The 13,298-nt window shown below is 69.9% G+C and carries 15 protein-coding genes; 7 read left to right on the forward strand and 8 right to left on the reverse strand.

Translation table 11 applies throughout. The annotated features are described in order from the left end of the window. Positions 1 to 91 precede the first annotated feature (91 nt). Positions 92 to 511, reverse strand: a complete 420-nt coding sequence (locus ACIBNA_RS41625; RefSeq protein WP_399170534.1) for a hypothetical protein — start codon at positions 509 to 511, stop codon at positions 92 to 94. Positions 512 to 1,067: 556 nt separating this feature from the next. Here ACIBNA_RS41625 and ACIBNA_RS41630 point away from each other — a divergent pair. Further along, positions 1,068 to 1,382, forward strand: coding sequence for a hypothetical protein (locus ACIBNA_RS41630; protein ID WP_399170535.1), 315 nt, complete (start codon positions 1,068 to 1,070; stop codon positions 1,380 to 1,382). A 237-nt stretch (positions 1,383 to 1,619) separates the two neighbouring features. On the opposite strand, the gene cyaB is transcribed toward ACIBNA_RS41630, so the two are convergent. Next, on the reverse strand, positions 1,620 to 2,174 hold the full coding sequence (gene cyaB, locus ACIBNA_RS41635) for a class IV adenylate cyclase (protein WP_399170536.1): 555 nt from the start codon (positions 2,172 to 2,174) through the stop codon (positions 1,620 to 1,622). A 17-nt stretch (positions 2,175 to 2,191) separates the two neighbouring features. Next, positions 2,192 to 2,986 (reverse strand): helix-turn-helix domain-containing protein, encoded by a 795-nt coding sequence (locus ACIBNA_RS41640; RefSeq protein ID WP_399170537.1) that lies wholly within the window; start codon positions 2,984 to 2,986, stop codon positions 2,192 to 2,194. A gap of 417 nt (positions 2,987 to 3,403) precedes the next feature. Between ACIBNA_RS41640 and ACIBNA_RS41645 the strand changes: the two genes are divergently transcribed. Further along, positions 3,404 to 3,742, forward strand: a complete 339-nt coding sequence (locus ACIBNA_RS41645; RefSeq protein WP_399170538.1) for a hypothetical protein — start codon at positions 3,404 to 3,406, stop codon at positions 3,740 to 3,742. Beyond that, positions 3,739 to 4,260: a DUF6415 family natural product biosynthesis protein gene (locus ACIBNA_RS41650; RefSeq protein WP_399170539.1), complete on the forward strand. Its 522-nt coding sequence runs from the start codon at positions 3,739 to 3,741 to the stop codon at positions 4,258 to 4,260. The genes ACIBNA_RS41645 and ACIBNA_RS41650 overlap by 4 nt, the downstream gene beginning before the upstream one ends. 133 nt (positions 4,261 to 4,393) lie before the next feature. Here ACIBNA_RS41650 and ACIBNA_RS41655 read toward each other — a convergent pair whose 3' ends face one another. Next, positions 4,394 to 5,590 carry a serine hydrolase domain-containing protein gene (locus tag ACIBNA_RS41655; RefSeq protein ID WP_399170541.1) on the reverse strand — a complete coding sequence of 399 codons (1,197 nt, stop codon included), beginning with the start codon at positions 5,588 to 5,590 and terminating at the stop codon, positions 4,394 to 4,396. After that, on the reverse strand, positions 5,521 to 6,840 hold the full coding sequence (locus ACIBNA_RS41660) for a multidrug effflux MFS transporter (protein ID WP_399170542.1): 1,320 nt from the start codon (positions 6,838 to 6,840) through the stop codon (positions 5,521 to 5,523). Before ACIBNA_RS41660 ends, ACIBNA_RS41655 begins: the two co-directional genes overlap by 70 nt. Positions 6,841 to 6,925: 85 nt before the next feature. Here ACIBNA_RS41660 and ACIBNA_RS41665 point away from each other — a divergent pair, with 85 nt between their 5' ends. After that, a complete protein-coding gene (locus tag ACIBNA_RS41665) occupies positions 6,926 to 7,960 on the forward strand; it encodes a Gfo/Idh/MocA family protein (RefSeq protein WP_399170543.1) in 1,035 nt (344 codons plus the stop codon). Here the strand turns inward: ACIBNA_RS41665 and ACIBNA_RS41670 are convergent. Further along, a complete protein-coding gene (locus tag ACIBNA_RS41670; RefSeq protein ID WP_399170544.1) occupies positions 7,947 to 9,587 on the reverse strand; it encodes an alkaline phosphatase D family protein in 1,641 nt (546 codons plus the stop codon). The two genes, ACIBNA_RS41665 and ACIBNA_RS41670, sit on opposite strands and share 14 nt — an antisense overlap. A gap of 134 nt (positions 9,588 to 9,721) precedes the next feature. Between ACIBNA_RS41670 and ACIBNA_RS41675 the strand changes: the two genes are divergently transcribed. Beyond that, on the forward strand, positions 9,722 to 10,480 hold the full coding sequence (locus tag ACIBNA_RS41675) for an SDR family oxidoreductase (protein WP_399170545.1): 759 nt from the start codon (positions 9,722 to 9,724) through the stop codon (positions 10,478 to 10,480). A gap of 285 nt (positions 10,481 to 10,765) precedes the next feature. Here ACIBNA_RS41675 and ACIBNA_RS41680 read toward each other — a convergent pair whose 3' ends face one another. Both ACIBNA_RS41680 and ACIBNA_RS41685 read right to left on the reverse strand, forming a co-directional pair. Then, entirely contained in the window at positions 10,766 to 11,752 is a 987-nt protein-coding gene (locus ACIBNA_RS41680) for an aldo/keto reductase (RefSeq protein WP_399170546.1), read from the reverse strand. A 60-nt stretch (positions 11,753 to 11,812) separates the two neighbouring features. Beyond that, positions 11,813 to 12,139 carry a nuclear transport factor 2 family protein gene (locus tag ACIBNA_RS41685; RefSeq protein WP_399170547.1) on the reverse strand — a complete coding sequence of 109 codons (327 nt, stop codon included), beginning with the start codon at positions 12,137 to 12,139 and terminating at the stop codon, positions 11,813 to 11,815. A 147-nt stretch (positions 12,140 to 12,286) separates the two neighbouring features. Between ACIBNA_RS41685 and ACIBNA_RS41690 the strand changes: the two genes are divergently transcribed. Next, positions 12,287 to 12,844, forward strand: coding sequence for a DoxX family protein (locus ACIBNA_RS41690; RefSeq protein WP_399170548.1), 558 nt, complete (start codon positions 12,287 to 12,289; stop codon positions 12,842 to 12,844). A 48-nt stretch (positions 12,845 to 12,892) separates the two neighbouring features. Next, on the forward strand, positions 12,893 to 13,270 hold the full coding sequence (locus ACIBNA_RS41695; protein WP_399170550.1) for a MazG-like family protein: 378 nt from the start codon (positions 12,893 to 12,895) through the stop codon (positions 13,268 to 13,270). Positions 13,271 to 13,298 lie beyond the last annotated feature (28 nt).

Consider the following 13,298-nt stretch of genomic DNA (forward strand, 5'->3'; position numbering starts at 1 on the left):
CGACATTCGGGCCCTGGGCCTGCACAGCCTTCGTCCACGGCACGAAAACGGTCCGCCGACGGAGCTGGCGGACCGTCATGAAAGGTCGAGGCTAGGCTGACTCCAGTACTCGCGTCGACATCTTTACGTTGACTCTCTGGTTGCTCTCATTGAATTGCGGGATTTGCACCAGCCCGGTCGTAACCTCGTTGAGATTCAGCCTTTTCTCGAAGCTGCCGAGGACGTCGTTCGGTCCGAAATCATCCTGCTCGCTCACGTGCCCGACGATTTGCAGGAATTCCCCGTCGAAAAGATCTACGTCGACGGAAGACTCGATTATGTGCGCATCTCCCTCTTCGATGGGCTTAGAATTATCGCCCGTCCTGTTCCAGAGGTTATGGTGCTCGAGGGAAACAACCTCGGCGATGTCAGGGTCGAACTTGAGGCGGTTGACATCCCAGCGCCCGAAGATCTCCAGCTCGCTCCCTGGGTCGTCTCCTGTGTTGTCATTGAAGATACTGTGCAGCGTCACGCGGACTTTCCTAAAAGCCATCGTCCACGCCTCCCTCTTGCTCGGTCTTAGTGAGTGTCGGATGACGCCAGGGCCGATTCCCGCTTCGTTTGATGGGTGACGGCAGCGCCGATGTGCTGACGGAGCAGCGTAAATGGCGGCTACGGGCGAGCGCCCGATTAGATGGCGCAGGCCCCGTGGGCGGTGTGAGCCCCTCTGTAGGGTCGAGGTTAACCACCCACATCCAGGTAAGCGCGGTAGCTCAAATCTCGCAACTCCACAACCTCGTTGAACCTCCTACAACTACCGTCGTTAAATCCCGGCAGTAGAGATCAAGCCCGTGCTCGGTGGTAACCACGTCGATCAGGGCCTGAAGCTCGGGAAGGTAGGTACTTGTCCGTCCAGCCTCGCTACCACGGTTGAGGGTGGCGTCAGGGTGAGACAGGATCAGATGCCCTTAACCACGATCGCGGCCACGGTCATCTGTTGTTGTGAAATCTCGGAATGAAGTGGCCTGTTAGTAGTCCATCACCTCGGTTACTTAGGTCGGCGGAGCGGCTTTGGGCTGGAGCTGCGGGTGCGGCCCAACCCGCTCACCAGCGAGGAGGTGCAGCGGTTGCAGGGCCTGCGGCCCGCGGGCCCGCCGCCCCGGCCCCGGGTGGAGCCGGTGCGGGTGCAGCGGCGAGTCAGCGCGGTGGGCACCGTCATGGTCTGCCGGCAGAGAGTTTCCCTCGGCCGCCCGTACGCAGGCCGGACCATCACCGTGCACGTGGCGGAGGCGACCCTCACGGTGGAGCTGGACGGCCAGGTCCGCGTCATCCAGCGCACCACCGACATTCCCGTCCGCCATGTGAAGGCGGACAAGCCCTACAAGATTTCCGATGTTGTCTAGGCCCACCGTCAAGCATCAGCTGGGACCAGAACGTCAAACATCACCTGGGACTAGACACTGTGGTGTGGGGCTTATCCGGTCACGGGTGATGGTTGACAGTTCGGCCCTCGGGCCTCTGTCTGCGACTGCTGTCATGGATGGGGCGGGGACGGTGCCAGTGGGGCTGAGCGTGGTCGAGCAGCGGTGTCACGCTCATAATTTGGTCCAAGGTTCCTTGGCAACCGGCCTGGAGTGCCGTCAGCGGCGTTGCGCTGCGACGGCTCCGGTGTATGTCTCGCGTGTCAGGTCCTCGGGGCTGATGCCGAGATCAGTGAGGACGAAGCGGATGTCGTCCAGCGCGGAGGTCAAGTCGTCATCGTCGACGAGTGTTTCGACTTCGAGGAATGTGCCGTCGATCTCGGGGACGCGGACGAGGGTTGCGAGCATCTTGCGACCGTGGGCTTCGAAGTCGTAGTTCCGGCAGTGCTTTTCGAAGGCGATGAACGGAACGTACCCGAGGCCTCGCAGGATGGCGTGTGTAGCCTCGGCGTCCTCGACGTGGGTCTCGTACTCGGGTTTGGATCCGGAGGCCTCGTCGACTGCGGCACTCTTGTACGTGAGGACTGTGCGGGTTCCGTCCGTGCCGTGCACCGTGCGTACGCGTAGTTCTTCGCCGGTCTTGTCCAGGGAGCCATCGGGGCGGTCGTAGTAGGTGTCTCGGTACACCTCGACGCGCGCCGTCGCCAGTTTGTCGAGCTGCTGCGCGACTGACTCGGGTGCGTGCACGCGGGCCTTCAGCTCCGCCTCGATCATGAGCGGTTTCCCTTTCTTCAGACCGTGCGTTGTGCGCCTTCGATGACGGCCTCGAACATCCTGCGAAAGCCCCGGAACAGTGGGCCGTGCGGAGTTTCCATCACCTTGTACGTTGCCGACTCGTGGCCTTCCCAGCCTGCGTCGAAGGCGCCGACGAAGAGGGTGGAGTCTGTGCGGATGAGCCGCCAGGTGGGCAGCATGCGGTAGCGCCATACCGCGATGTCGCATGTGTCCGCCAGCTCGCGCAGCCGTGCCTCTGCGAGTCGCACGCCTCCGGCGAGGGACTCAGCGGACTCACCGATCTCGGCCGCACGACGAGTGAGGGCAGGACTGTCCGGATCCACGAGGGCCACCCGGACGCGGAGGCTGTTTCCGCCCTGCTCGCGCAGCAGGCTGGTGCGCAGGAGGCTCTCGTTGAGACCGATCAGGCCGAGTCCGCGCACGGCGAGGACGTCCAGCTCCTGTGCCTCGCGCGCTTGCTGTCGGATCTCCTCGGCTGCAGAGTTCTGGGTCGCGTATACGCGGACGACTTCGGGGAACGCCGCGAGGTCGAACGCCGCACCACTTGACCGCTTTTCGCTGCCAGCGGCCAGCCCGAGCAGGTGACGGGCGTCGTCGGGCATGTGAAGGCCGTCAGCGATCCGTTCGTAGACGTCCAGTGTTGAGACTTCGCGGTGGCCGTTGATGATCTCGTTGACGCGTGCCTGTGTCATTCCTACTGCGGTGGCGATGCGGGCCTGGCTGGCTCCGGCGTACTGCTGTACGTGGCGGAACACCGCGCCGATGTCTCGCTTGCGCAGGGCCTGACGCACCTCGGCGCGTTCCCAGGCCCAGTCAGGCAGCTCGATCGGCTCCAGCGTGATCCCCATGCACGGCCCCCGGTATCCACAACGGGATGGAAAGTCATCCCACCGTGAGATTACCTGAGCGGTATCGAGCCGACACGAAGAGTCACAAGATCCTGGTGTGGACTCGAGGCCCCGGCGGCTGTTGATACGGCTCCGGGCGTGGCCAACCTGAGAGAGCAGGTCGACATGGCAGAGAGTACGGCCCGCGTAGCGCGCCGGACTTCCGTGGTGAGTCCGCCCCTGTGCGGGACGGTTGAAAGGTGGCTGGCATCCGCCCACCCTTCACCGGACACAGTCCGCCGAGAGTGGAGCAGTGCCGCGAGGCTCGCGCTCATCCCGCTGGGGAAGATTTTCGAGGCCGTCCGTCTTTCTGACCGGATCGTGCATCGAGCCTTCAGCGGCTACGACTCCTCCACGATGAGCGATCAGCTCGCACTGCTTCTCGGCGATGGCCCGGTCATCCACGACCCTGGATTCCGCCGTTACTACGCTCTCGTACCGCACGGCACCGCCAAGACCTGGGGCACGCCGGCTGCGGAGTGCCTGGGCGAGGGCACCTACCCGGGGGTGCCGCGCGCCGACCAAACCGAGTCGGACGTGCACACGCAGGCCTCGTACTGGGCGCTGCCCATGACCCGGCCAGGTCACCTGTGCAGGCCGGCCGACGTGCTGGCGCTCGTGATGGTGGGCGGCTGCGCGGACGAGGAGGACGAGTCGTGAGGGCGACCGCCACAAAGGCTGTACCGCTGGACCTGGAAACGATGCGCTCTTGTGCGGACCGTCTCCTTGCACGGAACGCCGGGTCGCTCTCGTCCGAGGAGCTGGAGACGCTCACGCTCCAACTGCGTGGTCACATCATGGTGGCTGTCCCCGAGGTCGAGACGGCCGCGCTGGCCCTGCCCGAGGACACAGTGCCCCGGGCCTGTGCGCTCTTCTGCGTTGGGGAAGCCCGCCTGCGGCTGAGTTCCGAACCTGGCCGCCACCTGTCCGCCCACATCGCACACGCGCAACGCCTCGCCCGATCCGTCCGCGTCCTCTGCGACCACTACGAGAACGGGGACCATCAGTGCCCGAGCGGTCCCGAGCGTGCCGCGTACCTGCGCATGCTGCAGCATTGCCCGGCATGCCCAGCGTGCCGGGCCGTGAACGAAGAGGGCAAGGCCGTCGGCGTATGTGCGACCGGTGAACGGCTCTACGAGGAATTCCGGCAGGCGCGGCGCGACTCCGCTGCTCCCTGACCGTCTACGGATATCCGCAGACGGCCTGTGCGCTGGTGCCCCCGGCAGAATTCCAACCTGCGACACCCGCTTCAGGAGAGCGGCGCTCGCGCCCGGCCCCTCATGACCACCCCGCACATCATCGCTCCCCCTCTCACATCCCCCGCACCGCCCGAGCCACCCGCGACCCCGCCGCCGCCCTCGGCGCGCTGTCCGGACGGCGGCGGCGTGGGTGGACCGCGTTGGTGAGGAGGATGAGGAAGGTGTCCGTCGCCGGGTCGAGGACGAGGGACGTGCCCGTGAAGCCCGTGTGGCCCGCCGCGCCGCGACCCGCCAGGTCGCCCATGAACCACGGCTGGTCGAGGGAGAAGCCCAGGCCCGGCGGGGTGAAGAGGAGGTCGACGAAGTCGGGGCCGAGGATGCGGGCGGGGCCGTAGGAGCCGCCGGCGAGGAGGGCGCGGCAGAACACCGCGAGGTCCCGGCCGGTGGAGAACAGGCCCGCGTGGCCCGCCACACCGCCCAGCGCCCAGGCGTTCTCGTCGTGCACCTCGCCCCGCAGCATCCCCCGGTCCGCCTTGGCCCACGGCCGCCGCTGGTCCTCCGTCGCCGCCGCCCCGGGGCACGGCCCGAACTCCGTCGCCGTCATGCCCAGCGGCCGGGTGATGCCGTCGTGGAAGAGGACGTCGAGCGTGCGGCCGGTGATGCGTTCCAGGACGTGCTGGAGGAGCAGCATGTTCAGGTCGGAGTAGCGGTACGTGCCCGGCACCGCGACCGGCGCCTCCGCCCGCAGTGCCGCCAGCCGCCCGGCGTCGTCGGCGCAGTCGTACAGCGGGAGTTCGGGCCGCAGCCCGGAGGTGTGGGTGAGCAGCTGCCGTACGGTGATGCCGTGCCGGGCGGCGGCCGTGAAGTCGGGCAGGTACGCCCCCACCCGCGCGTCGATGCCCAGGGTGCCGCGCTCGATCTGCTGCACGGCGGCCACGGCTGTGAACAGTTTGGTCAGGGACGCCAGGTCGAAGGGAGTGCCGACGGTCATCGGGACGCGGTCCTCGGCAGGCAGTTCCACACCGGCGTCGGTGTCCTCGTCGTAGGCCGAGTACCGCACGGCCCAGCCCGCCGCCTCCTCCACCGCGATCACCGGGCCGCGTCCGACGACCACGACCGCGCCCGACGCCCAGGGGCGCTGCCCGGTGGTGAGGACGTGGACCTCCCGGACCAGGTGACGCAGTTCCCCGGGGTCGAGTCCGGCCCGTTCCGGCGTGCCGTCGCGCAGTCTTGGTGCGCTCAGCTGTCTGCTCCCTCCGCGTTCACGCGCCTGCTGTCCGTCTTCCCGTCCGTCTTCCAGGGTCGGCACATTCCCACGAAGCAGGCCAGTGCCACCAGGGCGGCGGCCAGTTGGACGACGGCCATCGGGACGGCCGTGTCCTCCCCGGCGACGCCGACGAGCGGGGAGGCGATCGCGCCGATGAGGAAGGACGACGTGCCGAGCAGGGCGGACGCCGAGCCGGCGGCGTGCTTGGTGCGCATCAGGGCGAGGGCCTGGGTGTTGGGCAGGGTGATGCCCATCGCGGACATCAGGACGAACAGCGCGACGGCGACGGGCGCGAGAGGGACCTCGCCGAACACGCCGAGGGACATCAACAGCAGCGCGGTCGCGGCGGTGAGGACGATCGACAGGCCGATCCCCAGGACGCGGTCCAGGCTGACCCGGCCGACGAGCACCTTGCCGTTGATCTGGCCGACGAGGACCAGCCCGACCGAGTTGACGCCGAACAGCAGGCTGAACGTCTGCGGGGAGGCGCCGTAGATCTCCTGGATGACGAACGGGGACGCCGAGATGTAGGCGAACAGGGCGGCGAAGGCGAAGCCGCCGGTGAGGGTGTAGCCGGCGAAGGAGCGGTCGGCGAGCAGGCCGCGCATCGCGCGCAGGGCCTCCCCGACGCCGCCGCTGTGGCGCTGCGCGGGCGGCAGGGTCTCGGGCAGCCTCGTCCAGACCAGGACCCCGATCAGGATGCCGATGACCGTGAGGACGACGAACACGCCCCGCCAGTCCGTCACGCGCAGGACCTGCCCGCCGATGAGCGGCGCCACGACCGGGGCGACCCCGGAGATCAGCATGAGGGTGGAGAAGAAGCGGGCCATGGCCATGCCGTCGTACAGGTCGCGGACGACGGCCCGGGCGATGACGATCGCGGCCGCGCCCGCGAGGCCCTGCGCCAGCCGGAAGGCGACGAGGAGTTCGACGGTGGGCGCGAGCGCGCACAGGACGGTGGCGACGACGAAGACGCCGAGCCCGGCGAGCAGCGGGCGACGGCGGCCCCACCGGTCGCTCATCGGCCCGACCACGAGCTGGCCGAGCGCCATGCCGGCCAGGCAGGTGGTGAGGGTGAGCTGAACGGTCGCGGCGGGCGACCGCAGGGAACGCGTGACCTCCGGCAGGGCCGGGAGGTACATGTCCATCGCCAGCGGAGGTACGGCGGTCAGGCTTCCGAGGAGGAAGGTGACGAGGAGCCCGGTGCGGCGGTGCGGTGTGAGGTCGGGCCGCTCCGTCCCGGCTGCGGCCCCCGGCGTGGTGTTCGATATGGACGCCCCACCCTCGGGCATGAGTCCCTCCCTTTTCGAGTCGATCGCCACCTATGCTCTCAGCTCGTACGGACTGCTCGGGGTCACGAGGTGAAGGCGGGGCGCGATGACGGCGGACACGGTGCGGTGGGGGATCCTGGCGACCGGCGGGATAGCGGGCGCGTTCACCGCGGATCTGATCGACCTGCCGGACGCGGAGGTCGTGGCGGTGGCGTCCCGGTCGGAGGCGTCCGCGAAGACGTTCGCCGAACGGTTCGGGATCCCGCGGGCGTACGGCGACTGGAACGCGCTCGCGCGGGACGAGGACATCGATGTCGTCTACGTCGCCACGCCGCACACGGCGCACCGGACCGCCGCCGGTCTGTGTCTGGCGGCCGGGCGCAACGTGCTGTGCGAGAAGCCGTTCACGCTGAACGTGCGTGAGGCGGCGGAACTCGTCGCGCTGGCGCGGGAGCACGGGCGCTTCCTGATGGAGGCGATGTGGATGTACTGCAATCCGCTGGTGCGGCGGCTGAAGTCGCTGGTCGACGACGGGGCGATCGGTGAAGTGCGCACGATCCAGGCTGACTTCGGGCTGGCCGGGCCCTTCCCGCCCTCGCACCGGCTGCGGAACCCGGAGCTGGGCGGGGGCGCGCTGCTCGATCTCGGCGTGTACCCGGTGTCGTTCGCGCAGCTGCTGCTCGGGGAGCCGTCGGACATCGCGGCGAGAGCGGTGCTCTCCGAGGAGGGCGTCGATCTCCAGACGGGAGCACTGCTCTCCTGGGAGAGCGGCGCTCTCGCCTCGGTGCACTGCTCCATCGTCGGTGGCACGGCGACCTCCGCCTCGGTCACCGGCTCGCAGGGCCGTATCGACATCCCGCACGGCTTCTTCTTCCCGGACCGCTTCGTGCTCCACCGGGACGGCCGTGACCCCGAGGAGTTCACGGCCGACCCGGCGGACGGGCCCCGCAACAGCCTCCGTCACGAGGCGGCCGAGGTGATGCGCGCCGTGCGCGCCGGTGAGACCCAGTCCCCGCTCGTCCCGCTCGACGGCACGCTCGCCGTGATGCGGACGCTCGACGCGATCCGGGACCGCGTCGGCGTCCGCTACCCGGGCGAGACCCCGGACGAGGACCTCACGGCCGAGCTCACGCCGGCTTGAGCCCCTGCTCCCCCACCTGAGTCACGAAGGACGCGGCCGTCGTGACCGGCGCCCCCTGCCGGGTGACGTACGGCACGGTCTTGAAGTCCGCCCGCGCCGACTGCTGTCCCAGGGCGACGGTGACGTAGCCGCGCCGCCCGTTGAAGAACTTCAGGTGCGGGTTGGCGCCCATGTAGGTGTCCCAGGTGGCGGGCTTGTCGGCGCCGTCCCGGCCGCTGGAGATCGACGTCGCCACGATCTCGGTGCCGAGGGTGACGGAGGACCGGTCGTCGAAGTCGTCCTTGATGTCGAAGGCGTACGCCGAGTGCACGTCGCCGCTGAGGACCATCAGGTTCTCGACACCGGCGGCCTTCGCCCCGTCGAGGACGCGCCGGCGTGAGGCGCTGTAGCCGTCCCACGCGTCCATCGACACTCGCGACGGGGTGGTGGCGTCCATGTGCCGCCGGGCGAACAGGACCTGCTGCGGTACGACGTTCCACAGCGCCCGTGAGGAGCGCCAGCCGTCGAGCAGCCACCGTTCCTGCGTCGCGCCGGTCATGGTGCGCGCCGGGTCGTCGGACTCGGGGCCGGGCACGTGCGCCTTGTCGCCGTAGGCCTGGTCGGAGCGGTACTGACGGGTGTCCAGGACGTCGAACTGGGCGAGCCGGCCCCAGTGCAGGCGGCGGTAGAGCCGCATGTCCGGTCCGGCGGGGCGCTGCGGCTGCCGCAGCGGCTGGTTCTCCCAGTAGGCGCGGTAGGCGGAGGCGCGGCGCAGCAGGAACTCCTCCGGCGGGACGCTGTTCTCGGGGATGTCGTCGGCGTAGTTGTTCTCGGTCTCGTGGTCGTCCCAGGTGACGACGAAGGGGTGCGCGGCGTGCGCGGCGACGAGGTCGGGGTCGGACTTGTACAGGGCGTACCGCAGGCGGTAGTCCTCCAGGGTCAGCGTCTCGCGGTTGAAGAGGCCGGGCAGCGTGCGGTCGGTGTAGTTGCGCTGGCCGCCGGCGGAGTTGACGGCGTACTCGTAGAGGTAGTCGCCGAGGTGGAAGACGAGGTCGACGTCGTCGGCGGCGAGATGGGCGTACGGCGTGTAGTAGCCGTCGTGGTAGGCCTGGCAGGAGACGGCGGCGAGGGTGAGTTCCGGGACGCGGCTGCCGGGGTCCGGGGCGGTGCGGGTGCGGCCGGTCGGGCTGACCCAACGGCCCACGCGGAAGCGGTAGTAGTAGACGCGGCCGGCGTCCAGGTGGCTGGCCTCGACGTGGACGGTGTGGTGGAACTCGGGGTGCGCGGTGGCGGTGCCGCGCCGGGCGATGCGGCGGAACCGCTCGTCGTGGGCCAGCTCCCAGTGGACGGTGACGCGTTCGGCGGGCAGTCCGCTGTCGGCCTGGAACGGGGCGGGCGCGAGGCGGGTCCACAGGATGACCGAGCCGGGCAGCGGGTCGCCGGAGGCGACGCCCAGCGTGAAGGGGTTCTCGGTGATCCGCGCGGCGTCGAGTTCGGCGGCGGCCGCGACTCCCGGGGACGGCAGGTTGGTCGCGAAGGCCAGCGCGGCGGCGGCGCCGGTGGCGGTCAGGAAGCGGCGGCGGCCGATGTGCCGGGCTGCCGCGCGGAGTTCGGGGGCGTGCTGGGACGGGTGTGCTGCGGGTGTCATCCGGTCCTCCCCTGACGAATGGCTGCAGGGGGCATTGGAGTGGCCGGGGACGACACCTGGTTGACACGTACACAGCACTCGCGTGACGGACGGATGAGTTCCGCATGGCGGGCCCTCCCGTACGCTGCGGGCCCATGAATGCCAAGGAAAATGCGATCGCGGTGGTGACCGGGGCGGGATCCGGTATCGGGCGCGCGGTCGCCGTGGAACTCCTCCGCGCCGGCTGGTCGGTGGCGCTGGCGGGCCGGCGCGCCGGGACCCTGGAGGAGACGGCGGCCCTGGTGCCCGAGGGCGCGGCTCTCGCCGTACGGACGGACGTCTCACGGCCCGAGGACGTGACCGCCCTGTTCGCCGTCACCGTCGAGCGCTTCGGGCGGGTCGACCTGCTGTTCAACAACGCGGGCACGTTCGGGCCCGGCGGCGTGCCGGTCGAGGAGCTGCCCTACGACGCGTGGCGGCACGTGGTGGACACCAACCTCAACGGGGCGTTCCTGTGCGCGCAGGCGGCGTACCGGCAGATGAAGGAGCAGGACCCGCAGGGCGGGCGGATCATCAACAACGGCTCGATCTCCGCGCACACACCGCGTCCGCACTCGGCGGCCTACACCGCGACCAAGCACGCGCTGACCGGCCTGACCAAGTCGCTGTCGCTGGACGGGCGGCCGTACCGCATCGCCGTCGGGCAGATCGACATCGGCAACGCGGCGACGGACATGACGGCCGGTATGCGGGCGGGAGCGCTTCAGGCGAACGGCGAGGTCGCCCCGGAACCGGTGATGGACGTCGCCGACGTGGCCCGCACCGTGCGGCACATGGCGGAGCTCCCGTTGGAGGCGAATGTGCAGTTCGCGACCGTCCTGGCCACGACGATGCCGTACGTCGGGCGCGGCTGACCCCCGGGGGCGCGCACTCGTCAACCCGTCAACCTGCACAAGCGGAATATGAACTTCCGCACCATTGCGGCCGGTCGGGCACTTATGCTCAAATCTCCTACACGAAAGCTTCACAGTTGGAGCGCAGAGTTTCCATCTGAGAGCTTCCGCCGGCCACATTTCCAGGGGGGCCGCGGCAGTCGTTCCACGGCACCGGGTGGGGGTGGACCCCGCGTGGGACCGCGGGGTGCGCACCGATGCGCGTGGAACGACTGCCGCATACGTTCAAGGGCCGGCCCGCAAGGGTCACCGCCCGAGCAGCCGGTCCACCTCGGCCAGCTGTGCGCCGGTCAGTGCCCCCTTCTCCAGCGCCGCCGCGTTCTCCTCCGCCTGGGCGACCGAGCGGAAGCCCGGGATGGGAATCGTGCGCGAGCTGCGCGCCCACAACCAGGCGAGGGCGCCCTGGCCGAGCGTTCGGCCCTCGCTGGTGAGGACGTCCCTGAGGGCATCGACGCGGGCGAGCCACTCCGGGTCGGCGCCGGACCCGTCACCGAAACCCTGCAGCCAGGCCGGGGGCCTGCTGCGGATGTCCCCGGCCTCCAACGGCTGCCCGTCCCGGCGCTTGCCGGTGAGCAGCCCCATGGCCAGCGGACTGCGGTTGATGCTCGCGAGGCCCGCCTCCTCGCACAGCCGGATCATCGCGGGGGCGTCCTGGAGGACGTTGAGGGTGTGCTGGACGGCGGCGCAGTGCGGCCCTTCGGCGAACACGGCGGCGCGTGCGGGGTCGTCGGTGCTCCACGCGTAGGCCCGTATCAGCCCCTCGCGGACCAGCTCCTCGCACGCGTCCCGGAGCAGGGCGGCCTGCTCGGGGTCCGCGTCGGAGAGATGGAACTGGTAGAGATCGACGTAGTCGGTGCCGAGCCGGTCCAGGGACGCGGTCAGGGCGCGGCGCAGGTAGGCCGGGGAGGCGTCGCCGCCGGTGCGGGTCCGGGTGTCCTCGTCGAACACGTTGCCCCACTTGGTGGCGACGACGACATCGTCCCTGCGCTTGCCGAGGGCCCGGCCGAGCACGCGTTCGCTGTGTCCGGCGCCGTAGGTGTCGGCGGTGTCGAAGAAGGTGACGCCCAGGTCGAGGGCGCGCCGCACGGCCCGTACCGACTCCTCGTCGTCGACCTTGCCCCAGCCGAGCGGCTGCCCGTCCGTGTCCTGCCATTCGCCGCCGATCGCCCAGCAGCCGAAGCCGAGGGCGCTCACCTCGATGCCGCTGCGTCCGAGCTGCCGTGTGGTTTCCATGTCCGGGAGGCTAGGAGTTGGAGTGCACTCGAACGCAAGCCTCCCGGCGGGGTGGGTTTTTCAGGCCTGCCCGGTCTCGAAGCGGGAGATCCGGCCGTCGTCGTCCACGGTGAAGCTCCACCGGGTGCGCATCTCGCCCCAGGTGTCGTTGCTGTAGCGGGCGAGGAGGGCGCGGCCGCCGTTGGACTCGTTGTCGACCTCCAGGTGGCCGTGGGAGGAGAAGATCTCCCGGTCGACCCAGTCGGCGAGGTCGCGGTCGGAGCCGTCGTCCGCCATGGTCGCGCCCGGCGCGAGGAGCGCCATGAAACCCTCGCGGTCGTGGTTGTTCACGGCGGTCACGAAGGCGCGGACGGCCGGATCGCTGAGACGCGTGGTCTGAATCGTCATGCCAGTCAGCCTCGTACCGGCCACCTCGCCACGCCACCCGTGCCACCCGAACGGCGTCCCGGGCGGGTCCGGGGGTGTCAGGAGTGCGACGGTGGAAACGCGACGGGGAGTGTTCCTCTGTTCCTGCTGTCTGCTCCGGGAGACGACGTGAGGCGTTACGACCGACGTGATCTGGGCCTGCTGCTGCTTCGGCTGGGGACGGGCGGTGTGCTGGCCGCGCACGGCACACAGAAGCTGTTCGGCTGGTTCGGCGGGCACGGCATCGAGGGGACCGGCCAGTTCATGGAGTCCGTCGGCTACGCCCCCGGCAAGGCGAGCGCGACGGCGGCGGGCCTCGCGGAGACCGGCGGCGGCGCGCTGCTGGCCCTGGGCCTGGCCACACCGGCGGCCGGTGCCGCGGCGGCCGGTGCGATGGCGGGCGCGGCGGCGGTGCACACGCCGAACGGCTTCTTCAACCAGAGCGGCGGCTACGAGTACGCGGCGACGCTGGGCCTCACGGCCGCCGGCCTGGCCGTCACCGGCCCGGGAAGGCTCTCCCTGGACCACGCGCTCGGGCACGCGGTGAACCGGGGCTGGATGATTCCGGCGGCGTTCGCGGCGACGGCGGCGGGGACGGCGCTGGTGGTGGGGGCGCGCGCCCGGCGGCTGCGGAAGGCCAAGGAAGGCGAGCAGGACCCGCTGTTCGAAGAGGAGTTCATGGAGTAGCCGTCGGCGGCGCCTCGCTGTCAGACCCCCGTGGCAGGCTGCCGCCCCATGAACGATCACACACCGCAGGCCCCGCCCTCTCCCGACCTGTGGGCCGCCGTCGAGACTCTCTGGGAGTGGCTCGGCTCCCACCGCCCGATCGAGGGCCGCGAGGGCGTGCTGCTGCGCATCCTGAAGCTGTCCGAGGAGGTCGGGGAGGTCGCCGAGGCGGTGATCGGCGCGACCGGCCAGAACCCGCGCAAGGGCGTCACCCACACCTGGGACGACGTGCAGTCGGAGCTGTGCGACGTGGTCATCACGGCCCTGGTCGCCCTGCGCTCGCTCACGCCGGACTCGCGTGAGGTGTTCGCACAGCACCTGGAGCGGGTGACGCGACGGTCCTCGGGACGATCGGCACAAGCGGACGTGCCGCGTCCGTCGCTCTGATCATCGAATAACGCACAAGAGCCCGTTC

Source organism: Streptomyces sp. NPDC050164 (genome assembly GCF_044459945.1).
GTDB classification, from domain to species: Bacteria; Actinomycetota; Actinomycetes; order Streptomycetales; family Streptomycetaceae; genus Streptomyces; species Streptomyces coeruleorubidus_A.